Here is a 22,480-nt window from a genome sequence, read left to right on the forward strand (position 1 = left end):
AGATTAACTATTTACCAGCGGTAATAAATACAAAAACAAATCAAGGGACAACAACAATACTGAAACTCTAAATGTTGATATTTTGAGTCATGCCGTTACAAACAAATACGATATTCTTAATTGCACTACTCCCTTTTCGGGGTAATTTTATAGAAGGATGTTTTTTATTGTTCGTGAGCCATGCTCCTTTAGTATAAAGGTGAACGTAACAGGAAAGATAAAGCGTCTCAAAAACAGACCATATGGGTATAACTATTATGCAAAAAACGTCACTATTGTTTTCGGCCGCCGCAATAACGTTAACTCTGATGGCGTCATCGGCATCAGCGGCAACGCCAACCGCCGCACAAAATGAAGCTACGTCGACCGTTAAACAAGAAATTACAGAAGGTATTAACCGCTACCTTTATTCAATAGATAAGGCAGACCCAACGTTAGGCAAGCAGCTCTTTTATGTTTCACCGGAAACCAGTTTTATTCATCCACGCGGTCACGAACGCGGATGGTCGCAGATCGCTGAAAATTTTTATGGCACCACTATGGGTAAAACCTTCAGCAAACGCACATTAAAACTGGACGCTCCCCCTGCTATTCATGTGTATGGCAATGCCGCCGTTGCAGAGTTCGACTGGCATTTTACCGCGGTACGCCGTGATAATGGGCAGACTCAACACACGGCAGGCCGCGAAAGCCAGGTGTGGGCGAAGATACCAAACACAGGATGGCGAATCGTTCATGTCCACTACTCCGGTCCAGCCAAAACCGGCGTTGGAGAAGGCTATTAAGCTTTGCTCTTCAGGTTATGGCGCAGATGAACATTCTGCGCCAGTTAAGACGATCTCAGGTCAGTTGATAGTGCTTATCCGGTATCCGTTTTGCCGGAATATCCCTTTCATCATTCATTTGCAGTAAATCGATTTCTATCGCATTGCATATCGCATCCAGCGGTAAATCATTATTTTCAGTACCGAACGGATCTTCCAACTCTTCCGCCAACGCATCCAGCGCGATAAACGTATAAGAAATAAGCACCGAAATAAACGGCGTCATATAGTGCAGATCAACCACCAGTGCAAATGGCAACATAATGCAGAAAAGATAAACCGTACGATGCAAAATTAACGTATAGGCAAAAGGCACCGGCGTGTTGGCGATGCGTTCACAGCCGGCCAACACTGACGACATATCATTTAAACGGTTGTTGAGGCTATGAAATAAAATATCGGAAAGCTTTCCGCTGCGGCGGCGAATCGCCAGCCACTCTCCCATCAGCAATAAGATACGATTAGCGGGCGAATGGGAAGCGACAACTTTCTGTAACGCCTCCTGGTCAAGATAGTTGCTCAAAACTTGCGTCTGAGGCTGTCGACGCAATGTCATACGTAAACAGTGGGCAAAAGCGATTTGTAACCGAACAAAATCCTCGATACCGCGTTCATCAGGTAAGGTTGTTTTCACCTCACGCAATATTGAGCGTGAAGCGATCATCAACTGCCCCCACAAATGTCGGGCTTCAACGTAACGCGCATAACAGGCATTATTGCGAAACCCCAGAAAAATGGCGATAGCGACGCCCAGTATGCTAAACGGCGCAAGGGTAAACTTAATACCCAGCATTGTGTACCAGGGCAGCATGATAATAACGGCGATAGAAAGAAGAAAGTTAAGGAGTAGTCGTGAAAAGATTTTAGATAACACGGAACCATGCCAGACAAATATCAGGCGAATCCAGTGCTGTTGTGGTCTAACGATCATGATTATCTTCAGCAGGTGAAAAAGCACTGTCATTAAACGTGATCCAGATCAAGGTTGCAAGCTTCTGGTGATACACGGATCCCCTGCCCTGTAGAACATTTTTTTGCACAGTGCTGACAGGGGTTGAAAAAAAAACAATCAACTGTATGTTGTAACTAAATATGCGCTTCAGCGCATGAGATATATGACGGTCAACGGCTGCTATCAGTGGTATGAGGGTAATTTATCAGGGAAAGCGTCAGCAACGACGCGCTGCCCTACCGCTGATTCATTTGTATGACCAGCCAGTAATGGATAACGCTGACAATATACTGTTGCTGCGCTTCGCTCAGAGGTTCTCCCTGAGGTATCTGGTGCCACTTCGCCAGGCACCCGCGACAGCAGGTTGCCGTCGCATGTTGCGCGATAAATACCGGATGGCCCCGCATCGGCGTTTGCTTACCATCATTCGCCGGGTGAGCTGGCGCCAGTCGCTGGGCGATAAAATCGGCGGCGTGTTTATCAATTACCTCCGCGCCTTTATCCCAGCAATATTGTCTTTCTTTTATCCCGAGACGAAAACGCGAACGAAATGTCGATCGCGCCAGGCGGGCAAAGAGCGGTTCAAGCGCATTCATCAGTATACCGAACGTCCTAACGTTTGTGTTAATTGCTCAAGCGCGGCGATACCTGCCAGAGAGTTTCCTGCAGGATCCAGCTCCGGACTCCAGACGGCAATCGCCATTTCATGCGGCACGATGGCGACAATACCGCCGCCCACGCCGGATTTAGCGGGCAATCCCACCCGCCAGGCAAACTCTCCGGCATTCTGGTACATCCCGCTGGTCGCCATTAGCGCATTAATCTGCCGGGCCTGCATGGGGGTAACTACCGGCTCGTCGAGATGAAACGCCTCGCCCTGATTCGCCAGAAAGACAAACGTCCTCGCCAGTTCCATGCAGCTCATTTTCAACGCACAGTAGTGGAAGTAATTTTGCAACACGGTAGGCACATCATGATGAAAATTACCGAATGATTTCATCAGCCAGGCAATCGCGGCGTTACGGGCGGAATGCTCAAATTCAGAGCGCGCGACCGTAGCGTCATACGTAATATCCGATACGCCGCAAAGCGCGCGCACAACTTCCAGCATCCGCTGACGCGGCGCGCTAAGCCGCCCTTGCAACATGTCGCATACCACCAGCGCGCCCGCATTAATAAATGGATTACGCGGGATGCCTTGTTCCATCTCTAACTGAACCAACGAATTGAATGGCGAGCCGGAAGGATCTTTTCCGACGCGCTGCCAGATCTCCTCTTCCGGATAATGACGCATCGCCACCACCAGACTGAGCACTTTCGAAATAGACTGAATAGAGAAGCGTTCGTGCGCATCGCCCGCCTGATAATGCTGCCCGTCCACGGTACAAATCGCTATCCCCAGCTTTGAACCCTCGACGGACGCTAATGCCGGAATATAGTCAGCGACTTTGCCCTGGCCAATGAGGGGGCGAACGCGCTGTAAAATCGTCTCTAAAATTGCATTATCCATGGCCCTGGCCACAACATGCTCCTTGCTCGCAGGTCTGAAAAGGCCTGCGAGTATAGCAGAGGGCGCCACGCGACGTCAGGGCGATTAGACGCGGTTCTTCCAGACGGTCTGCACATTACAAAATTCGTGTAAACCAAAGTGCGAAAGCTCGCGACCGAAGCCGCTTTTCTTCACCCCGCCGAATGCCACACGCGCATCGCTGGCGCTGTACCCATTAATGAATACCCCGCCGCACTCAAGACGCGCCGCCATCTCCTCGGCCAGCGTATCGTCGGCGGTAAAGATCGTCGCCGACAGGCCAAACTCACTGTCATTCGCCAGCGCGAGGGCGTGCGCCGCATCTTTTGCAACGGTAATGGCGGCAACAGGCCCAAAAAGTTCCTGACGAAATGCCGTCATGTCAGGTGTGACATCCGCCAGAACGGTCGCGGCATAATAGTTGCCCTCCCCGGCGATTTTCTCCCCGCCCAACAGTAACCGTGCGCCTTCGGCGACGGAAGCCTGCACCTGTTGATGGAGTTCATCACGCAAATCAAAGCGCGCCATCGGCCCCAGGTCATTCTCTTCAACCAGAGGATCACCCATCTTTAATGCTGCGGCAGCCGCCACAAAACGATCGGTAAACGCCTGCGCAATGCCCTCTTCGACAATAAAACGTTTGGCGGCGGCGCAGACTTGTCCGGTGTTTTGATAGCGTCCTGCAACCGCGGCTTTTACCGCCAGTTCGAGATCGGCATCATTGAGTACAATAAACGGATCCGAGCCACCCAGTTCCAGTACGCACTTTTTCAGCGCCGCCCCAGCCTGAGCACCAATCGCCGCGCCGGCGCGCACGCTACCGGTCACCGTCACCGCCGCGATTCGCGGATCGTTAATCATCTGACTCACGCCCTCATTATTGGCGTTCACCCATCCATAGACGCCAGCAGGAGTACCGGCTTCCGTCAAGATTCGGGCTATCATCTGCGCGCAACCCGTGACATTGGGCGCATGTTTTAACAAGTAGCTATTCCCCGCCAACAGTATCGGCACTGCCCCGCGTAACACCTGCCATAAAGGAAAATTCCACGGCATTATCGCCAGAATGACGCCCAGCGGACGGTATTCAATCACCGCCTGCTGATTTTCTACCAGCGTAGGCTCAGGATTCAGCATTGCCGGGCCATGTTCCGCATACCAGTCGCATAACGCGGCGGATTTCGTCACTTCCGCACGCGCCTGCTTTATGGGTTTACCCATTTCACGCGTAATACATTGCGCCATCTCTTCTGCATGAGCGCGAAGCGCCTGACCAATATCACGTAATGTTTGCGCCCGTTGCGCTACCGATGTCATTTTCCACTTTTTGAAACCGCTCGCCGCCAGACTCAGCGCATGTTCAATCTCTTGCGCGTTAGCCCAGGGCATTGCCGCCAGCGTCTGGCCGGTCGCAGGATTCACGGATAACGCCTGTGTTGCAGTCATCATGGTCATGTTCTTTCTCTCGTTATCAGGGGAGTTGTACCATCATGACGCCCTTTACCCTTTCTGAAAAATGAATAATATTAACCAGACTATTCACGAATTGAGAAAACCATGGACCTGACGCAACTGGAAATGTTTAACGCTGTCGCTCTGACGGGCAGCATTACGCAGGCGGCGGCAAAAGTGCACCGCGTTCCGTCCAACCTGACCACGCGTATCCGCCAGCTTGAAGCCGACCTGGGCGTCTCTCTGTTTATTCGCGAAAACCAGCGACTCAGGCTGTCACCAGCCGGGCATAACTTTTTACGTTACAGCCAGCAGATCCTGGCGCTGGTCGATGAAGCCCGCATGGTGGTTGCCGGAGAGGAACCGCAAGGACTGTTTTCACTCGGCGCGTTAGAAAGTACTGCCGCCGTACGTATCCCCGCGCTGCTGGCGGGTTATAACCAGCGTTACCCTAAAATTCAGTTCGCGTTAACGACCGGTCCTTCCGGCGCCATGCTGGATGGCGTGCTCGAGGGAAAGCTGAACGCCGCCTTTATTGATGGCCCGCTAATGCATCCGGGGCTGGAAGGTATACCGGCTTACCAGGAAGAGATGATGATCGTCGCGCCACACGGCCATTCCGTCGTTTCGCGGGCCAGCGAGGTGAATGGTTATAACATCTATGCTTTTCGCGCCAACTGTTCTTACCGACGGCATTTCGAAAGCTGGTTTCATGCCGATGGCGCGACCCCCGGTACGATTCACGAAATGGAGTCATATCATGGAATGTTGGCGTGCGTAATTGCCGGCGCAGGTATTGCGCTGATGCCAGCAAGTATGCTCAACAGTATGCCAGGACATCATCAGGTGGAAGCCTGGCCGTTGGCGGAGAAGTGGCGCTGGCTTAACACCTGGCTAATGTGGCGGCGCGGGGCGATGACGCGTCAGCTTGAGGCCTTTATCGAGTTACTTAACGCCCAACTGGCGAGCGTCGACTGAAGACGAAACGGCCTGCGAAGTAAATGAGAAGCAGGTCACAAAATGATTGTCTTTTCGCCAGTAAACGTTTTAAGATCGCGGTCTCACCTTCTCGCAACTAACCCGAAATATTTTTATGACAATCAATCCAGTTTCCCGCAAGGTCGCGTGGCTACGGGTAGTTACGCTTGCTATTGCCGCTTTTATTTTCAATACCACAGAATTTGTGCCGGTTGGTTTGCTATCAGACATTGCTGAAAGCTTTCATATGCAAACCGCGCAGGTCGGCATCATGCTAACCATTTACGCCTGGGTAGTTGCCGTCATGTCGCTGCCTTTTATGCTTCTTACCAGTCAAATGGAGCGCCGTAAGCTACTCATTTGTCTGTTTGTTTTGTTTATTGCCAGCCATGTGCTCTCCTTTCTGGCATGGAACTTTACCGTGCTGGTCATTAGCCGTATTGGCATCGCTTTCGCCCACGCTATTTTCTGGTCGATAACCGCCTCGCTGGCGATCCGCCTGGCCCCTGCCGGGAAACGCGCTCAGGCATTAAGTCTGATAGCGACCGGCACCGCGTTGGCCATGGTGCTTGGGCTGCCGATAGGTCGCGTTGTTGGTCAGTATTTTGGCTGGCGCACCACCTTTTTTGCCATCGGCATGGGCGCATTAATTACGCTGCTATGTCTGATTAAGCTTCTACCGAAATTGCCGAGCGAGCATTCCGGCTCACTAAAAAGTTTACCTTTGCTATTCCGGCGCCCGGCGCTGATGAGCCTCTATGTACTGACCGTCGTTGTGGTGACTGCGCATTACACCGCTTATAGCTATATTGAACCGTTCGTTCAGAATGTCGCCGGGCTCAGTGCGAATTTTGCTACCGTCCTGTTACTGATCCTCGGCGGCGCCGGGATCATCGGCAGCCTTGTGTTTGGTAAACTGGGTAATCGCCATGCCTCGTCGCTCGTCAGTATCGCTATTGCCCTGCTGGTTATCTGTCTGCTTCTGCTGCTGCCTGCGGCGAATAGCGAAGCGCATCTGGCCATACTGAGCATTTTCTGGGGCATCGCGATTATGGTGATAGGGCTCGGTATGCAGGTGAAAGTACTGGCGCTGGCCCCGGACGCGACCGATGTCGCAATGGCGCTATTTTCAGGCATCTTTAATATTGGTATTGGCGCTGGCGCGCTGGTAGGCAATCAGGTGAGTTTGCACTGGTCAATGTCGGCCATCGGCTATATTGGCGCTATACCCGCCTGTGCCGCGCTGGTATGGGCTGTGCTCATATTCCGCAAATGGCCAGTGACGCTGGAAGAACAACCGCATTAAGACATTCGTCTGCCGGGAACAGGTTTCCGGCAGACGAAAATGCGCCTTAGTGGTACGTTTTAATAATTTCCAACACGCCGTTGATAATAAATTGCACGCCCATACACACCAGCAGGAATCCCATTAAGCGGGAGATCGCTTCAATCCCCCCTTTCCCCACCAGCCGCATAATAGCGCCAGAACTGCGTAAGCATCCCCACAGGATCACCGCCACGGCAAGAAAAATAATCGGCGGCGCGACCATAATGACCCAGTCGGGAAACTCGCCGCCATGACGCACCGTGGAAGCGGAACTGATGATCATTGCGATGGTCCCCGGTCCTGCGGTGCTTGGCATAGCCAGTGGAACAAACGCAATATTGGCCGTCGGTTCGTCTGCCAGCTCCTCCGATTTGCTTTTCGCTTCCGGCGACTCATGCGCCTTCTGCTGCGGGAAAAGCATTCTGAAGCCGATAAACGCCACGATTAACCCCCCGGCGATCCGTAGCCCTGGAATCGAAATACCGAAGGTGTTCATGACTAACTGCCCGGCATAGTACGCCACCATCATAATAGCGAAGACATAAACCGAAGCCATATAGGACTGCCGGTTGCGTTCCGCACTATTCATATTGCCCGCAAGGCCAAGAAACAGCGCCACGGTGGTTAGCGGATTGGCTAACGGGAGCAGTACGACCAGCCCCAATCCAATCGCTTTAAACAAATCCATCATAATACTATCTCTTACCCATCAGCGTTTCATGAACCGGAAGTATAAAGTGAAATTGCCCAGGCGCGCCATTTCGCCAGTGTGCAAATTAATATCCTCTACAACATATAACCTGTAATTATCAATTAGTTACAAGTTATCACAACACAATACTCCGGACGCCTTTTAGCAAATCGTGGCATCGGTCAATTCATTTAGTTGACTTATACTTGCCTGGGCAATAGTATCTGACGAAATTAATTACTTGCCGGGGCAACCATTTTGAAAAGCACCAGTGATCTGTTCAATGAAATCATTCCGCTGGGTCGCTTGATCTACATGGTAAATCAAAAAAAAGATCGCCTGTTAAATAACTATTTATCCCCGCTGGATATCACCGCAACACAGTTTAAAGTGCTGTGCTCGATACGCTGCGCGGGATGTATTACCCCGGTTGAACTTAAAAAAGTGCTGTCTGTCGATCTCGGCGCATTGACGCGGATGCTCGATCGCCTGCTGTGCAAAGGCTGGATCGAAAGACTGCCGAATCCTAATGACAAACGCGGCGTACTGGTGAAGCTAACGCCGGACGGCGCGGCAATTTGTGAGCAATGTCATCAACGACCAGGGCAAGACCTGCATCAGGAATTAACAAAAAACTTAACGGCGGACGAAGTGGCAACGCTTGAGTATTTGCTCAAGAAAATTCTGCCGTAGACAAAAAAGAGGTATGACGATGTCCAGACGCAACACTGACGCTATTACTATTCATAGCATTTTGGACTGGATCGAGGATAACCTGGAGTCGCCGCTCTCACTGGAAAAAGTGTCTGAGCGTTCAGGATATTCCAAATGGCACCTGCAACGGATGTTTAAAAAAGAGACCGGTCATTCATTAGGCCAATACATTCGCAGCCGTAAAATGACGGAAATCGCGCAAAAATTAAAAGAGAGCAACGAGCCCATTCTCTATCTGGCGGAACGCTATGGCTTTGAGTCACAGCAAACATTGACCCGGACGTTCAAAAACTATTTTGATGTGCCGCCACACAAATACCGGATCACCAATATGCATGGCGAATCACGGTATATGCTGCCGCTGAACCATGGCAACTACTAGTTTGTTTATGCGCCACGCGAAGAGCACCATGAAAATGCTGTTTCCCGCCCTGCCGGGTCTGTTACTTATCGCCTCCGGATATGGCATTGCAGAACAAACTTTGTTACCTGTGGCGCAAAATAGCCGCGATGTGATGCTGCTGCCCTGTGTGGGCGATCCGCCAAATGACCTTCACCCCGTGAGCGTGAACAGCGATAAGTCAGATGAATTAGGCGTGCCCTATTATAACGACCAACACCTTTAACCTCTTTGCCCCGTTTTGCGGGGCATTTTTTTAGTACCGTCTGGCGATGACAAGTCCGCCGCTATCACCTCGCGGTATGGTCTGAAATTAGCGTTTGTCTTCTTAGTAACATAATGCCTCATCCCCGGACGCGCGCAGTACGGCGCACACGAAATCCAAACACATTGATATAGAGTCCAGCCATAATCAGTACTGCGCCCGCAAGCTGCATCCCGGTCAACGTTTCCCCGAGTAACACCGCAGCGCTCGCCAGCCCGACTACCGGCACCAGCAATGATAACGGCGCCACGCGCCAGGTCTCATAGCGCCCCAGTAACGTGCCCCAGATGCCGTAGCCAAGTATAGTGGCGACAAAAGCCAGATAAAGCAGCGACAATATCGTCGTCATATCGATGGTAATAAGGCTTTGCGTAATGTGATCCGCCCCCTCCAGTAGCAGCGATGACAGCAGGAACGGCAGGATCGGGATCAGCGCGCTCCAGACCACCAGCGACATCACCGCCGGGCGCGGACTATGTTGCATAATTTTTTTATTAAAGATATTGCCGCAGGCCCAGCTAAATGCCGCCGCCAGAGTCAGCATAAATCCCGACATCGCTATATGCTGTCCGTTGAGACTGGCTTCAATCAATACCAGTACACCTATGATCGCCAGGGCGATCCCCGCCAACTGCTTACGTTGTAACCGCTCGCTAAAAACAAACGCCCCCAATGCCATGGTAAAAAAGGCCTGCGCCTGTAATACCAACGACGCCAGTCCTGCGGGCATACCAAACTTTATCGCGCAAAAGAGAAAGGCGAACTGCCCAAAGCTTATCGTCAGCCCATAGCCCAGCAACAGCGTAAGCGGGACTTTAGGCCGGGCGACAAAGAAAATTGCCGGAAACGCCACCAGTAAAAATCGTAATCCTGCCAGCAATAATGGCGGCATATGGTGCAGGCCTACTTTGATGACAACAAAATTGAGCCCCCATACGACAACCACCAGTAACGCCAAAAAACCGTCTTTACGCGACATCATCGGCCCCTGTCATTATTAAAATTTTGTAAAAAGGTAAGTTATCGGAAATCAGTGCGCCATAACAGGACTTTTCTTTTTACCGTGAGCATGGCATTGAACAACACACGATGGGCAAAATCCTGCGTTATGGTATGTTAAGACTACGCTATAGCGTATAGACATCATGCTTTTGCGGGCACGGTAGATTAAAACGTCCCGATACGTAACCTCCATTTCAGGCAGGAAAAATGAATCCAGGATTGAGACGTTCGACGTTGGCTCTACTCGCCTCATCGCTGTTATTGACAATTGGACGCGGCGCCACGCTCCCCTTTATGACCATCTATCTTAACCGTCAGTACGGTTTAGGCGTGGATCTGATTGGCTACGCGCTGACCAGCGCGTTAACGATTGGCGTCATTTTTAGTCTTGGCTTTGGGATTCTGGCGGACAAGTTTGATAAAAAGCGCTACATGTTACTCGCGATTATCGCCTTCGCCTGCGGATTTATCGCCATCCCAATGGTGCATAATGTCGTACTGGTTGTCCTGCTTTTTGCGCTTATTAACTGCGCCTATTCGGTTTTTTCTACCGTCCTGAAGGCCTGGTTCGCCGATAATCTCACCGCGACAACAAAAACACGGATTTTTTCGCTCAACTATACCGTACTCAATATCGGCTGGACGGTTGGCCCGCCGCTCGGCACGCTGCTGGTGATGCAAAGCATCAATTTACCCTTCTGGCTTGCCGCTATCTGTTCCGCATTTCCGCTGGTCTTTATTCAGGTATGGGTGACACATTCGGTTGCCGCCAGCGAGGGGAAAAATGCCGCTATCTGGTCTCCCTCCGTTCTGCTGCGCGACAAAGCATTATTGTGGTTTACGCTTTCGGCATTTCTGGCCTCCTTTGTGGGGGGCGCCTTTGCGTCCTGTATTTCACAGTACGTTATGGTCGTTGCCGATAGCGGCTTCGCGGAAAAAGTGGTAGCCGTCGTCCTGCCGGTTAATGCGATTATTGTGGTCAGTTTGCAATACGCCGTGGGCCGTCGACTTACCGCCGTCAATATTCGACCAATGATGACGACCGGCACCGTCTTTTTTATCGCTGGGCTCATCGGATTTATTTTTTCAGGCGACAATCTGTTTTTTTGGGGGCTTTCAGCGGCAGTATTCACGATTGGCGAAATTATTTATGCCCCCGGCGAATATATGTTAATTGACAACATTGCGCCTGCCGGGATGAAAGCCAGCTATTTTTCAGCGCAATCGTTGGGCTGGCTGGGTGCGGCGGTAAACCCGCTGGCCAGCGGCGTCATCCTGACGACGCTTCCCGCCTGGTCGCTTTTCGTTGTCCTGATAATCGCCATTGTGTTCGCCTGGGCACTGATGTTAAAAGGAATGCGGATTACCCCTACGCAACAGGCTATCACCTGTTAATTATCTGCAGCCAGTGATGTGCGCAGTTTCTGGCGCACCGGGTTAACCCTATATATTGCAGGCTAATTATCTGCTGTCGCTGCGGTAATTCAGGAATATTCCTGGGCGCTGACGAAAATATTCTAATGCTTTACCCTTCCAGTAAAATAAATACGCAATTCAGACTTTGCTTAAGTATAAATTAGTACTATAGTCTGTACGAGGTTTTTTAAAAAAAGAGGATGCACGCTAAAATAAGGAGAAACGAGATGTTAGGCAGTATTAACCTTTTTATCGTTGTATTAGGAATTATTTTATTTTCCGGATTTCTGGCCGCCTGGTTCAGTCACAAATGGGATGATTAATGAACGGAGATAATCCCTCGCAGAGCCGGCCCCTTGCTGCATCGTTGCGCAAGGGGCCGCTTTTGTCTGGATGGCAGGCAAAAAAAACCGCCGGTTCACCAGCGGTAAATGCTTGCATGGATAGATTTGTGTTTTGCTTATACGCTACCGGGCAAATTCTTGCGAGGATAACGGATCGCTAACGACTGTAGCACCGTCAATATCAATGAAGCTTAAACGATACGCAACCAGACCTGAATAAGACATTATGGGACCTTTTGTCCCCCAGGGGCTTTTACAAGACCCATGGTATCAGGCCAGCCGCGTACCCCGTATGGCTGACCTGGAGATTGTCGGTAAGCGCGCGTTATTTTTGCAGTCGGTTCACGCGAACAAGCGGTTCCTTCGCTTTCTTGTCCAGACTACCGTTAATGTTGATCATTTGATCCGGCTGAACTTCCCGCCCATCAAATACGGCGGAAGGAATTATCACGTTAATCTCGCCGGATTTATCACGAAATACATAGCGATCGTCGCCTTTATGATCAATAAGGTTGCCGCGCAGCGAAACGGTCGCGCCATCATGCAGGGTTTTTGCCTGTTCGATGGTCATTTTTTCTGCATCATCCGTACCGCGATAACCATCCTCAATAGCATGAGGCGGCGGCGGTGCCACGTCTTTTTTTAATCCCCCTTGATCATCCGCTAGCGCGTAAGGCATTATCAGCAAACTTAAAAATGCAGCCACCGGTAGTTTCATGCTCTCTCCTTAATAACGTCTATTTGACGTATTAAGTCTGGCCGCTATTTTTAGTTTTTACAAACATGAATTTACCCGCAGGATATTAAGCAATAAAATCAACCCATCCGGATTAATATGCAACCGATATCAGCGCCGGTGAGCACGAAAGCGTAACGGCGTAATAGTTAACTCGCCACATCGCTGAAGTCATATGCATCAACGTCTTGATAGCAATTCAGAATAATCGGCTTTATTTTTTGAGGATAATGGCCTTACGCATAATCAATGACAGTTATCGCCGTAAGAAAGTAAGCAAGTTATGCAACAACGGGTTTGTTGGTAACTGGATAAAATAATCATTCACTGACAATGTCATAAAATAAATATGCCATACTTGAGAAGAACGAACAGATTTCATTTGTCTCTGTAACGGAAAAATAAACGATGAGATTAGAACAGCACGATATTGTCACCCTTGATGAAGCCGAAACCGTCGATAGCCTGACAAAAAAACTTGGTGATTTACTGGTTAACCAGAAACTCCGTCTGACCACTGCAGAATCCTGCACTGGCGGGAAACTGGCTTCAGCATTGTGCGCAGCAGAAGATACGCCCTCATTTTACGGTGTGGGTTATGTCACCTTTACTGATGAAGCCAAAGCAAAAATCTTGCGCGTACAACGCCACAGTCTTGCCGAACATACCGCCGTCAGCGAAGCGGTCGTTACTGAAATGGCACAGGGCGCTAAGGATCAGGCTGAGGTCAATATCAGCATAGCGATCAGCGGCTATGGCGGTCCGGAAGGCGGCGAAGATGGCACGCCGGCGGGCACCGTTTGGTTTGCCTGGAATATTAACAATACAACTTTTACAAGCCGACAACATTTCAACGGAGATTGTCAGGAAGTATTGGAAAAATGCGTACGCTTCGCCCTCGCTGAATTGCTTTTTCTGTTAACGAAGAAAGCATAAAAAATAATTTCATCTGACCGGTCAGAATAACTCACGGTCAGAATAAAAAAAATGCGAGCCTATGGCCCGCATCGTATGCGCAATATTTCAGAATATATTTACGAAATATCAGGAGTAAAATTAATTGCCGGATTTCCGTCCGCCACTGTGGCTATTCTGGCCACCTTTTTTACCCGCTTCAGATGCACGCTGTGGGTCGTTTTTAAAGTTCCCACCGCTATGCTGGCCGCCTTTACGACCTGCTTCTGAGGCTTTCTCTTTATCTTCTGCAAAATTACCGGAACCGCCGCGATGTTCTGCCATAATATAATCCTCATGATGATGTTGCGTTTTAAATATGATATGTCTTCTCATATCATGTGATACAGTTCTAAATCTAGTCGCCCTGTGCGCAGTGTCAAATTCATTTCTGCATTATTTACATAATGCCACTGCATGGCGGAAAATATATTTTCTGAAAACGTTAATAGCGAAGCGGTAATAAATCTTTGGCAATCAAGCCACCACAGGAAAATAAGTAGAAAAATCCGAATGCACGCCCTCTTTATATTCAGACAATTTAACCCCATAAATTTAACTGGCTGTCATCAGAAGTGCAGGATTCATTTTCAGGCGGTTGTTCGACAGTGCCGAACAACCGTATCAGCTTAGCGATCGAGCCCACGATATTGTAACATGGGGTCAATATGCGGTTCATGTCCACGCCAGGCTGAATAAAGCGTTTCTAAATCAGTACTATTCCCCCGGGAAAGGATAGCATCACGAAAACGCTGCCCGTTTTCACGCGTCAGGCCGCCCTGCTCTACAAACCATTGATAACCGTCATCCGCTAACATTTGCGTCCACAGGTAGGCGTAGTATCCCGCTGCGTAGCCGCCGCCGAAGATATGGGCAAAATAACTGCTGCGATAGCGGGGCGGCACTGCCGGTAAATCAAGATGCTCGGCGGCCAGCGCCTGCTGCTCGAACTCAGCGACAGACTGCTCTGCTACGCTCTCCTCCAGCATATGCCAGCGCATATCCAGCAATGCGGCGCCGAGCAATTCAGTCATATCGTAACCTTTATTAAATAAACTCGCCTTGCGCATTTTTTCCTGTAAATCAGCAGGCATTTTTTCACCGCTGTCGACATGACGCGCGTAGCGTTCGAACACACGCGGATGGCTCGCCCAATGCTCATTAATCTGGGAGGGAAACTCAACAAAGTCGCGGGGCGTATTGGTACCTGAAAGCGTGGCATAGCGTTGGACGGCAAACAAACCATGTAACGTATGACCAAACTCATGGAAGAGCGTAATAACGTCGTCCCAAAGCAGTAATGCAGGCTGCCCATCAACCGGTTTCTGATAGTTACAAACATTGTATATAACGGGCCGGGTTTCGTTGAGTGTGGATTGCTCGACAAAATTCCCCATCCACGCGCCGCCGCTTTTCGAGTCCCGCGCGAAGAAGTCGCCATAAAATAACGCCATGCCGACACCATCGGAATCGAAAATCTCCCACACCCGAACATCAGGGTGATACACCGGAATGTCAAAACGCTCGACGAAGGTGATGCCGAATAGCTGGTTGGCGGTCCAGAAAACCCCCTCTTGCAAGACCGTATTTAAGGCAAAATAGGGCTTCAGTTGCGCTTCATCTAACGCATATTTTTCCCGCCGTACCTGTTCGGCATAGAACATCCAGTCCCAGGCCTGAACGGTGTAGCCGCCCTGCTCACCCTCAATGACGTTCTGAATTTCCGCCTGTTCATTGAGTACACGCTGACGCGCTGGCGGCATAATGCCACGCATAAAGCTCAGTGCGGCTTGCGGCGTTTTCGCCATCTGATCGGCCATTTTCCATGCGGCATAATTGGGGAACCCCAGCAGTTTTGCCTGACAGCGACGAATCTCTACCAGACGCTGAACGATAGCGCGGGTATCGTGGGCATCTCCTTTTTCCGCCCGAGTCCATGACGCTGCGAATAAATTTTCGCGAGCCTGGCGATCGCGCAGTGTAGCAAGCGCAGGCTGTTGCGTCGTATTAAGGAGCGGAATGAACCAGCGCTCCTCCAGGCCTTTTTCACGCGCCGCTTCAGCAGCGACGGTCATTTCTTCCGGGCTTAATCCTGCCAGGCAATGCGCGTCATCGACCGCCAGCCCGCCCGCTTTACTTGCCGCAAGCAGACGCTGATTAAACTGACTCATTAAGGTCGCGGATTCAGTATTCAATACCTTCAGTCGCGCTTTATCCTCTTCGGCAAGCTGCGCGCCTGCCAACACAAAACGCTGATGGATCACATCGACCAACCGTAGCGACTCATCATCCAGCCCCAGTGAGTGACGCTGTTGCCAGACGGCATCCACGCGAGCGAATAACGCGCTATTCAGATAAATATCGTTGGAGAGCGCCGCCAGCTCGGCAGAAAAGGCCTCATCCAACCGCTGGAGTTCATCGTTAGTGTGCGCGGCCGTCATCGCGAAAAAAACGCTGGTGACGCGTGACAGAAGCGCCCCGCTTTGCTCCAGCGCCAGAAGCGTATTCGTAAAATCAGGGGCCGCCGGATGATTGACGATGGCCTCGATTTCCACGCGTTTTTGCCGCACGCCCTCATCAAAAGCAGGACGATAATGGCAATCTTTGATCCGATCAAAACGCGGTGCCTGATAAGGCAACATACTCTGGTCTAACAAAGGATTCGTCGACATTTTTCACTCCTGAAAATAGGTTGATCATAAGAGTAAGCTTCCCCCTATGCTGACCGCAACCGTGTTAACCAGGATTACCCTTTCATAAACGCCGCGTGCTATGGTAATACAACACAAAAAGCGTTGAGGAACTGTGTGATGATCGTTTTAGTAACTGGAGCAACCGCAGGGTTTGGCGAGTGCATTGCACGCCGTTTTGTTGAGAATGGACATAAAGTCATTGCCACGGGACGTCGTCATGAACGCCTGCAAGCGTTAAAAGATGAGCTTGGCGAGAACGTATTGACCGCCCAACTGGACGTGCGCAACCGCGCGGCCATCGAAGAGATGATGGCCTCTCTGCCTGCGCAGTGGCGCGATATTGATGTGCTGGTCAATAACGCCGGTCTGGCGCTGGGTCTTGAACCGGCGCATAAAGCCAGCGTAGAAGACTGGGAAACTATGATCGATACTAATAATAAAGGCTTAATTTATATGACCCGCGCCGTGCTGCCAGGAATGGTCGAACGTAATCGCGGTCATATCATTAACATCGGTTCAACCGCCGGCAGTTGGCCTTATGCTGGTGGCAACGTCTATGGCGCGACGAAAGCCTTTGTGCGCCAGTTTAGCCTGAATTTGCGCACGGATTTACACGGCACGGCGGTTCGCGTGACCGACATTGAACCGGGTCTGGTTGGCGGTACCGAGTTTTCCAGCGTCCGTTTCAAAGGCGACGATGAGAAAGCGGGTAAAACTTACGAAAATACCACCGCGCTCACGCCAGAAGACATTACCGAAGCGGTATGGTGGGTGGCCACACTCCCCGCGCATGTGAATATTAATACCGTTGAAATGATGCCTGTTACCCAATCCTTCGCAGGGCTCAGCGTCCACCGTAGCTAAGAGGTTATACCCGGTCTGCGGGCCGGGTAATCCCTGGCAAACGTATCTGCAACCAGAAACATGATCGGTATAGACCACCACGGAAAAGTGGTAGAGTATCCGGGTCAACCGCCTAAAAAGTAAGAATGAATGACCGTCGAAACGCAGCTTAACCCTACACAGCCTGTCAACCAGCAAATTTACCGTATTCTTCGGCGTGATATCGTGCATTGTCTGATCCCGCCTGGCACGCCGCTATCAGAAAAAGAGGTTTCAACCCGTTTTAACGTTTCACGTCAACCGGTGCGCGAGGCTTTTATAAAGCTGGCGGAAAATGGGTTGATTCAGATCCGCCCTCAGCGCGGTAGTTATGTGAATAAGATTTCGCTTTCTCAAGTACAGAATGGCTGCTTTGTTCGGCAGGCGATCGAATGCGCGGTAGTCCGCCGTGCGGCGGCGATGATCACCGACAACCAGTGCTATCAACTGGCGCAAAACCTGCACCTGCAACATATTGCCATCGAGCGCAAACAGATTGATGATTTTTTCCAGCTTGATGACGATTTCCACCAAAAGCTGGCGCAGATCGCCGATTGCCAGTTAGCGTGGGATACCATTGAAAATATCAAAGCGACAATCGACCGGGTTCGCTATATGAGTCTGGATCATGTTTCTCCGCCGGAGATGTTGTTGCGCCAGCACCATGATATTTTCTCCGCGCTGGAAAATCGTGACGGCAATGCGGTTGAGAGCGCAATGACCCAGCATTTGCAGGAAATTAGCGAATCCGTTCAGCTTATCCGTCAGGAAAACAGCGGCTGGTTTAGCGAAGACTAACCCCCCTTTAACGTCTGGGTGAGACGCCTTCTCCGCTTTCTCACCCTGCACATTCCCGCCTAAAAAGCCGTGAGCTTGATCAAAAACAAAAAAAATTCGCAACGATAAGCGTATTTATATGTCGCCCGTCATGCGGGGAAACCTGCGGGCTTTGGCTGTAAGTTTGAAAGGAGAAAACACCATGATGACATACGATCGTAACCGTAACGCAATCACTACCGGTAGCCGGGTCATGATAAGCGGCACGGGTCATACCGGGATTATCAAAGCCATTGAGAGCGAAGGTCTGGATGCAGGTCAAATTCGCCGCGGCAAAACGGTGATTGTCGAAGGTTGTGAAGGTAAATTCGCGCCGGTCGAACTGATCCGTCTTGGCATGAACTGATACCACTGGCCGCTAAGAACCGCTCCGGCCTTCCCGGTAGCATAATGCTACCGGGTCTCTGCTGCGCTATTTCAATCGCTCGGCATATTTCGCCACGCTCGCTTTCGCGCCATATGTCAGTAAACTGTCATAGGCTTCTTGCACTTTTTGCGTAAACCGCGCCGCCTGCGGCAAATCGTTGCCGAAAATTTCAGCCATTCCCAGCAGCGCCTTAACACGACTGGCGCCTTCTTCACTGTTTGCCACGGCGCGCTGAATAACCGGCAATAGCGGATCGCTAATGTCGATGGCCTTGCCCTGTTCATCCACGCCGCCAACGTAACGCATCCACCCCGCCACGCCCAGCGCCAGCAAATCAAAATCACTATGATTAGCAAGATGCCAGCGAACGGAGTCCAGCATACGCTGCGGAAGTTTCTGGCTACCATCCATCGCTATCTGCCAGGTACGATGACGCAGCGCCGGATTACGGTAACGCGCAATCAACTGATCGGCATAACGCTGTAAATCTACCCCCTGGACTTTCAGCGTGGGCGCCTGCTCGCGTAACATTAACGCCTGCGCGGTCAGACGATAGTTGTCGTCAGCCATGCAGTCATTAATATGCTGATAGCCGGCAAGATACCCCAGATAAGCCAGGAAAGAATGACTGCCGTTAAGCATTCGCAGTTTCATCTCTTCAAACGGAACCACGTCGGCGACCAACGTCGCGCCCGCGTTTTCCCACTGCGGACGACCCGCCACAAACGTATCTTCTATCACCCACTGACGAAACGGCTCACAGGCGACACCCGCCGGATCGCGCACGCCGGTCAGTTGTTCGATTTTATCCAGCGTCTCCGGCGTGACCGCAGGGACAATCCGATCAACCATGGTTGACGGAAATGTCACGTTTTGCTCGATCCATATCGCCAGTTCCGCATCCACCTCCCGGGCGTAAGCCGTCACAACCTGACGCGTCACATGCCCATTTTCCGGCATGTTATCGCAGGACATCACGGTAAATGCCGATAAGCCTGCGGCTTTACGACGCGCTAACGCTTCGACAATAATACCCGGTGCCGTTAGCGGTTGATGCGGATTTTGCAGGTCGGCGGCAATCATGGGATGTTCCAGCAGAAGTTGGCCCGTGGCTGGCGAATGACAATACCCTTTCTCGGTAATGGTCAGAGACACAATCGCTATTTGCGGTTCGCACATCGCCGCCAGCACACGTTCCAGACCATCAACCTGAACATGCAACGCCGCTTTGACGACGCCCACCACACGCGCCGTCCAGGCTTCCGCCGACATCTCCGCCACGGTATAGAGGTTATCCTGCTGCTTTAGATCGGCAATCTGCTGTTCGCCGCCAATAAGGTTAACCTCATAATAGCCCCAGTCGCTATGCTGCTCCGCAGCCAGAATATCTGTATAAACCCCCTGATGCGCGCGATGAAACGCGCCAAAACCGAGATGGACCATCCGCGCCACCAGCGCCGCGCGATCGTAATCAGGAAGCGTCGCCTTTGCCGATAAAAGCCTGTTTTGCATTTTATAACCTCTATATTCTGAAAGCGGAACAGTCGCAGAGTAACGCCTGCCCTGGTGCATTTGGATTTACGCTAATTAAACAAAAGTGGCCGGACAGCATGGCCGAAACCGCATTAGCGTTCCGGCCATACCGTCGACACGATTTAACTCGTCTGGGTTGCGGAGTGGCGTAACTTCTCTGCCGCTGTCGCTTCCGCCGCATCCTCAGGCAAGCTCAGATCGCGATCTCTGACCTCCGGCATCAACAACGCAGAAATCAGACCAATACACGAGTAGAGCACCAGCATAATTAATATGGGCAGCCAGGAATCGGTCATGTTACAAAAGATCCCCGCAAGAACAGGGCCAAAGCCAACCGCCACCAGGCCTCCTGCCTCTTTTGAAATCGCCATCCGGGTGAAGCGATTACGCGATCCGAAAATTTCCGCCATGGTGATGTTTTCCAGCGCAAATAATCCCAGCACGGCAAAGTTATGAATAACAATGAGCGCCGCCATAATTACGCCAGGGCTATACGTTTTATCTACCACAATAGACAGCATCGGCCAGGCGAGGATAATCGCGGAGATATTCAATATTATATACGGCAGCCGACGACCGTATTTATCGGACAACCACCCTAATAGTGGGATAGTGATAAAACCAATTACGGAACTTATCATTAACGCATCGGTTGGGATAGATTTGTTAAATAATAACGTCTGAACTAAATATCCGGCAAGGAAGGTTTGAATAAGCCCCGAATTCCCAGCTTGTCCAAAACGTAAACCGGTGGCCAGCCAGAAAGATTTGCTGGTAAACATCGCGCCCAATGTATTTTCTGACGCAGACGTTAACGCTGGCGATTTTTCGCCTTCACTTACTTTTTCGAATACCGGACTTTCTTTCAGATTCATTCGCAGCCAGATCGCGAATATCATGACAACGACGCTCGCCAGGAAAGGAATACGCCATCCCCAGGCGATCAGCTGTTCGCGTTCAAGCGCAAAGAACATCACCGCCCAGATCGCCGTCGCGCTCAACGTACCGCAGTTGGTGCCCATCGCAACCAGCGAGGAAATGATGCCACGCTTTCCTTTCGGCGCATACTCGGCCAGCATGGTACCCGCGCCGGAAATTTCCGCCCCGGCGCCCAGCCCCTGTATAATTCGCAATGTCACCAGTAATACTGGCGCAAAAATGCCGATTTGCGCATACGTCGGCAGTACGCCAATCAGCGTGGTGCAGATCCCCATCATGGTGATGGTAATAAACAATACTTTTTTTCGTCCGATGCGGTCGCCCATTTTACCAAAAACAAAGGCGCCGATAATTCTGGCTATATAACCTGCACCATAGGTGCCCATTGCCAGAATAAGCGCCATCGCGGCAGACTGTTCCGGGAAAAATATCTCATGGAAGACCAGAGCCGCGCCTAGTGAATATAACTGAAAATCCATAAATTCAAGCGCGGTGCCTAACCAGCCAGATACGGCAGCGCGCACTAAATCCTGAGTCGATCGTTCATGCTTTATTTGTGTCATATAGGCAATCTCTAAGAGGTAAGATGCGTACCACTTACTCGCAATTATTTATATTATTTCGCAAACGTGAGTAAGACTTTGCAGCATTGACGCTGGTCTTTCTCGAAAAGCTCAATCGCGTCGGTGACATGTTGATAATCAAATGTATGCGTTATCAGCTTATCCGGATCAATAAGCCCTTTATTCAGCCAGTCAATCACGACCGGGAATTTATTGGCATTAAGACGCGATGAATAAATAGCCAGCTCTTTTCCGGTAATACCCTGCTGTACAATCTCACACGGGTCGCTGGAAAATCCCATCAGGACAATGCGTGCCGCAGGCGATGCAAGTGTAATCGCCTCTTGCAGGATAGCGGGATGACAGGCGGCATCGACAATCAAGGTCGGCTTTAGCGCCTTCTGCTGTAGAAATTCCGCCAGTGAATGTTGACCATTATTGAGGGTCCAGTCAGCGCCGCTCTGCTTCGCCATCGCTAAACGCTCTTCAATGCGATCAACGACTATGACCGTTTTAACCTGATAAACCCCCTTCAGCGCCTGTACGGTCGTCAGTCCCATCGGGCCAGCGCCATAGATAAGCGCCACGTCCTGCTCGGTTGGATTCACCTGCCCCGTCACATTTGCCGCAATGGTAAACGGCTCAACCATGACGGCATGATGATCTGCGATGTTGTCCGGTATGCGATGAGCATTACGGGCCGGCGCCACCGCATACTCGCTGAAACCGCCGTCACGATGCACGCCCAGCACCACCAGCGAGGTACACACATTGGGTTTACCGACTGAACAAGGGTAACAATGCCCGCAACTGATCACCGGATCGACGGATACCCGTTCTCCTATCCGGTCGTGATTGACGTTGTCGCCTACCGCGTCGATGACACCGAAAAATTCATGGCCTATGACACGGGGATATTTTGCAAAGGGATTATGTCCCCGATAAATATGACTGTCGGAACCGCAGATACCCGCCAGTTTCACTTTAATACGAACTTCACCCGGCGCAGGCTGAGGAAGCGCGCGCGTTTCGATAGTTAATGTATTCGGTTTTTCGATTACGATGCTTTTCATTTTTCGCTCC

At 50.9% G+C, this 22,480-nt stretch carries 24 protein-coding genes; 12 read left to right on the plus strand and 12 right to left on the minus strand.

Annotated features, from left to right (window positions below; translation table 11 throughout):
• Positions 1–242: 242 nt before the first annotated feature.
• Positions 243–785 (plus strand): YybH family protein, encoded by a 543-nt coding sequence (locus tag ACLJPE_RS03705; protein WP_000513120.1) that lies wholly within the window; start codon positions 243–245, stop codon positions 783–785.
• Between the two features lie 55 nt (positions 786–840).
• Here the strand turns inward: ACLJPE_RS03705 and ACLJPE_RS03710 are convergent, their stop codons facing one another.
• The 4 genes from ACLJPE_RS03710 to sad form a co-directional block, all read right to left on the minus strand.
• The gene (locus tag ACLJPE_RS03710; protein WP_015405950.1) at positions 841–1,755 is read right to left on the minus strand and encodes a bestrophin family protein; all 915 of its coding nucleotides are present in this window, start codon (positions 1,753–1,755) and stop codon (positions 841–843) included.
• Positions 1,756–2,012: 257 nt separating this feature from the next.
• Positions 2,013–2,372: a DUF4186 domain-containing protein gene (locus ACLJPE_RS03715; RefSeq protein ID WP_000992449.1), complete on the minus strand. Its 360-nt coding sequence runs from the start codon at positions 2,370–2,372 to the stop codon at positions 2,013–2,015.
• Positions 2,372–3,298: a glutaminase B gene (glsB, locus tag ACLJPE_RS03720; protein ID WP_000090081.1), complete on the minus strand. Its 927-nt coding sequence runs from the start codon at positions 3,296–3,298 to the stop codon at positions 2,372–2,374. The genes ACLJPE_RS03715 and glsB overlap by 1 nt, the downstream gene beginning before the upstream one ends.
• Positions 3,299–3,370: 72 nt before the next feature.
• Positions 3,371–4,759, minus strand: coding sequence for a succinate-semialdehyde dehydrogenase (gene sad / locus ACLJPE_RS03725; protein ID WP_023233323.1), 1,389 nt, complete (start codon positions 4,757–4,759; stop codon positions 3,371–3,373).
• Between the two features lie 102 nt (positions 4,760–4,861).
• On the opposite strand from sad, the gene ptrR reads away from it, so the two are divergent.
• Positions 4,862–5,734: a putrescine utilization regulator PtrR gene (ptrR, locus tag ACLJPE_RS03730; protein ID WP_000366539.1), complete on the plus strand. Its 873-nt coding sequence runs from the start codon at positions 4,862–4,864 to the stop codon at positions 5,732–5,734.
• Positions 5,735–5,849: 115 nt separating this feature from the next.
• Positions 5,850–7,040, plus strand: a complete 1,191-nt coding sequence (locus ACLJPE_RS03735) for a sugar transporter (RefSeq protein ID WP_000154613.1) — start codon at positions 5,850–5,852, stop codon at positions 7,038–7,040.
• 46 nt (positions 7,041–7,086) lie between these two features.
• Here the strand turns inward: ACLJPE_RS03735 and ACLJPE_RS03740 are convergent, their stop codons facing one another.
• Positions 7,087–7,752: a MarC family NAAT transporter gene (locus ACLJPE_RS03740; RefSeq protein WP_000968968.1), complete on the minus strand. Its 666-nt coding sequence runs from the start codon at positions 7,750–7,752 to the stop codon at positions 7,087–7,089.
• A 258-nt stretch (positions 7,753–8,010) separates the two neighbouring features.
• On the opposite strand from ACLJPE_RS03740, the gene marR reads away from it, so the two are divergent.
• From marR to marB, 3 genes are read left to right on the plus strand one after another with little or no spacing between them, the layout of a single operon-like run.
• Positions 8,011–8,445 (plus strand): multiple antibiotic resistance transcriptional regulator MarR, encoded by a 435-nt coding sequence (gene marR / locus ACLJPE_RS03745; RefSeq protein ID WP_000843434.1) that lies wholly within the window; start codon positions 8,011–8,013, stop codon positions 8,443–8,445.
• A gap of 19 nt (positions 8,446–8,464) precedes the next feature.
• Positions 8,465–8,848 (plus strand): MDR efflux pump AcrAB transcriptional activator MarA, encoded by a 384-nt coding sequence (gene marA, locus ACLJPE_RS03750; protein ID WP_000091194.1) that lies wholly within the window; start codon positions 8,465–8,467, stop codon positions 8,846–8,848.
• A gap of 28 nt (positions 8,849–8,876) precedes the next feature.
• Positions 8,877–9,092 carry a multiple antibiotic resistance protein MarB gene (gene marB, locus ACLJPE_RS03755; protein WP_000783049.1) on the plus strand — a complete coding sequence of 72 codons (216 nt, stop codon included), beginning with the start codon at positions 8,877–8,879 and terminating at the stop codon, positions 9,090–9,092.
• Between the two features lie 118 nt (positions 9,093–9,210).
• On the opposite strand, the gene eamA is transcribed toward marB, so the two are convergent.
• A complete protein-coding gene (eamA, locus tag ACLJPE_RS03760; protein WP_000987753.1) occupies positions 9,211–10,113 on the minus strand; it encodes an O-acetylserine/cysteine exporter in 903 nt (300 codons plus the stop codon).
• Positions 10,114–10,340: 227 nt separating this feature from the next.
• On the opposite strand from eamA, the gene ydeE reads away from it, so the two are divergent.
• Together ydeE and mgtS are read left to right on the plus strand one after the other, a co-directional pair.
• Complete coding sequence (gene ydeE, locus ACLJPE_RS03765; protein WP_039514176.1) at positions 10,341–11,528, plus strand: efflux MFS transporter YdeE; 1,188 nt, start codon at positions 10,341–10,343, stop codon at positions 11,526–11,528.
• Positions 11,529–11,776: 248 nt separating this feature from the next.
• Positions 11,777–11,872, plus strand: coding sequence for a protein MgtS (gene mgtS, locus ACLJPE_RS03770; RefSeq protein ID WP_000901531.1), 96 nt, complete (start codon positions 11,777–11,779; stop codon positions 11,870–11,872).
• Between the two features lie 346 nt (positions 11,873–12,218).
• Here the strand turns inward: mgtS and ACLJPE_RS03775 are convergent, their stop codons facing one another.
• Entirely contained in the window at positions 12,219–12,611 is a 393-nt protein-coding gene (locus tag ACLJPE_RS03775) for a YdeI family stress tolerance OB fold protein (protein WP_000775494.1), read from the minus strand.
• A 426-nt stretch (positions 12,612–13,037) separates the two neighbouring features.
• Between ACLJPE_RS03775 and ACLJPE_RS03780 the strand changes: the two genes are divergently transcribed.
• Positions 13,038–13,565: a 2-oxo-tetronate isomerase gene (locus tag ACLJPE_RS03780; RefSeq protein WP_001235362.1), complete on the plus strand. Its 528-nt coding sequence runs from the start codon at positions 13,038–13,040 to the stop codon at positions 13,563–13,565.
• A gap of 120 nt (positions 13,566–13,685) precedes the next feature.
• Here ACLJPE_RS03780 and ACLJPE_RS03785 read toward each other — a convergent pair whose 3' ends face one another.
• The gene (locus ACLJPE_RS03785) at positions 13,686–13,868 is read right to left on the minus strand and encodes a general stress protein (protein ID WP_000807642.1); all 183 of its coding nucleotides are present in this window, start codon (positions 13,866–13,868) and stop codon (positions 13,686–13,688) included.
• A gap of 344 nt (positions 13,869–14,212) precedes the next feature.
• Entirely contained in the window at positions 14,213–16,255 is a 2,043-nt protein-coding gene (gene dcp, locus ACLJPE_RS03790) for a peptidyl-dipeptidase Dcp (RefSeq protein WP_000106258.1), read from the minus strand.
• A 138-nt stretch (positions 16,256–16,393) separates the two neighbouring features.
• On the opposite strand from dcp, the gene ydfG reads away from it, so the two are divergent.
• The 3 genes from ydfG to ydfZ all read left to right on the plus strand — a co-directional run bounded on the left by ydfG (position 16,394) and on the right by ydfZ (position 18,341).
• Positions 16,394–17,140, plus strand: a complete 747-nt coding sequence (gene ydfG / locus ACLJPE_RS03795) for a bifunctional NADP-dependent 3-hydroxy acid dehydrogenase/3-hydroxypropionate dehydrogenase YdfG (RefSeq protein WP_000636564.1) — start codon at positions 16,394–16,396, stop codon at positions 17,138–17,140.
• 129 nt (positions 17,141–17,269) lie between these two features.
• Positions 17,270–17,956: a GntR family transcriptional regulator gene (locus ACLJPE_RS03800; RefSeq protein WP_000215562.1), complete on the plus strand. Its 687-nt coding sequence runs from the start codon at positions 17,270–17,272 to the stop codon at positions 17,954–17,956.
• Positions 17,957–18,137: 181 nt separating this feature from the next.
• Positions 18,138–18,341 (plus strand): putative selenium delivery protein YdfZ, encoded by a 204-nt coding sequence (gene ydfZ, locus ACLJPE_RS03805; protein WP_000989267.1) that lies wholly within the window; start codon positions 18,138–18,140, stop codon positions 18,339–18,341.
• A gap of 66 nt (positions 18,342–18,407) precedes the next feature.
• Here ydfZ and ACLJPE_RS03810 read toward each other — a convergent pair whose 3' ends face one another.
• The 3 genes from ACLJPE_RS03810 to ACLJPE_RS03820 all read right to left on the minus strand — a co-directional run bounded on the left by ACLJPE_RS03810 (position 18,408) and on the right by ACLJPE_RS03820 (position 22,470).
• Positions 18,408–19,874 carry a mannitol dehydrogenase family protein gene (locus tag ACLJPE_RS03810; protein WP_001181269.1) on the minus strand — a complete coding sequence of 489 codons (1,467 nt, stop codon included), beginning with the start codon at positions 19,872–19,874 and terminating at the stop codon, positions 18,408–18,410.
• 143 nt (positions 19,875–20,017) lie between these two features.
• Positions 20,018–21,397, minus strand: a complete 1,380-nt coding sequence (locus ACLJPE_RS03815) for an MFS transporter (protein WP_000192119.1) — start codon at positions 21,395–21,397, stop codon at positions 20,018–20,020.
• Between the two features lie 53 nt (positions 21,398–21,450).
• The gene (locus ACLJPE_RS03820) at positions 21,451–22,470 is read right to left on the minus strand and encodes a Zn-dependent oxidoreductase (protein WP_000836487.1); all 1,020 of its coding nucleotides are present in this window, start codon (positions 22,468–22,470) and stop codon (positions 21,451–21,453) included.
• Positions 22,471–22,480 lie beyond the last annotated feature (10 nt).

This window comes from Salmonella sp. SAL04196 (genome assembly GCF_046550835.1).
GTDB lineage: Bacteria > Pseudomonadota > Gammaproteobacteria > Enterobacterales > Enterobacteriaceae > Salmonella > Salmonella enterica.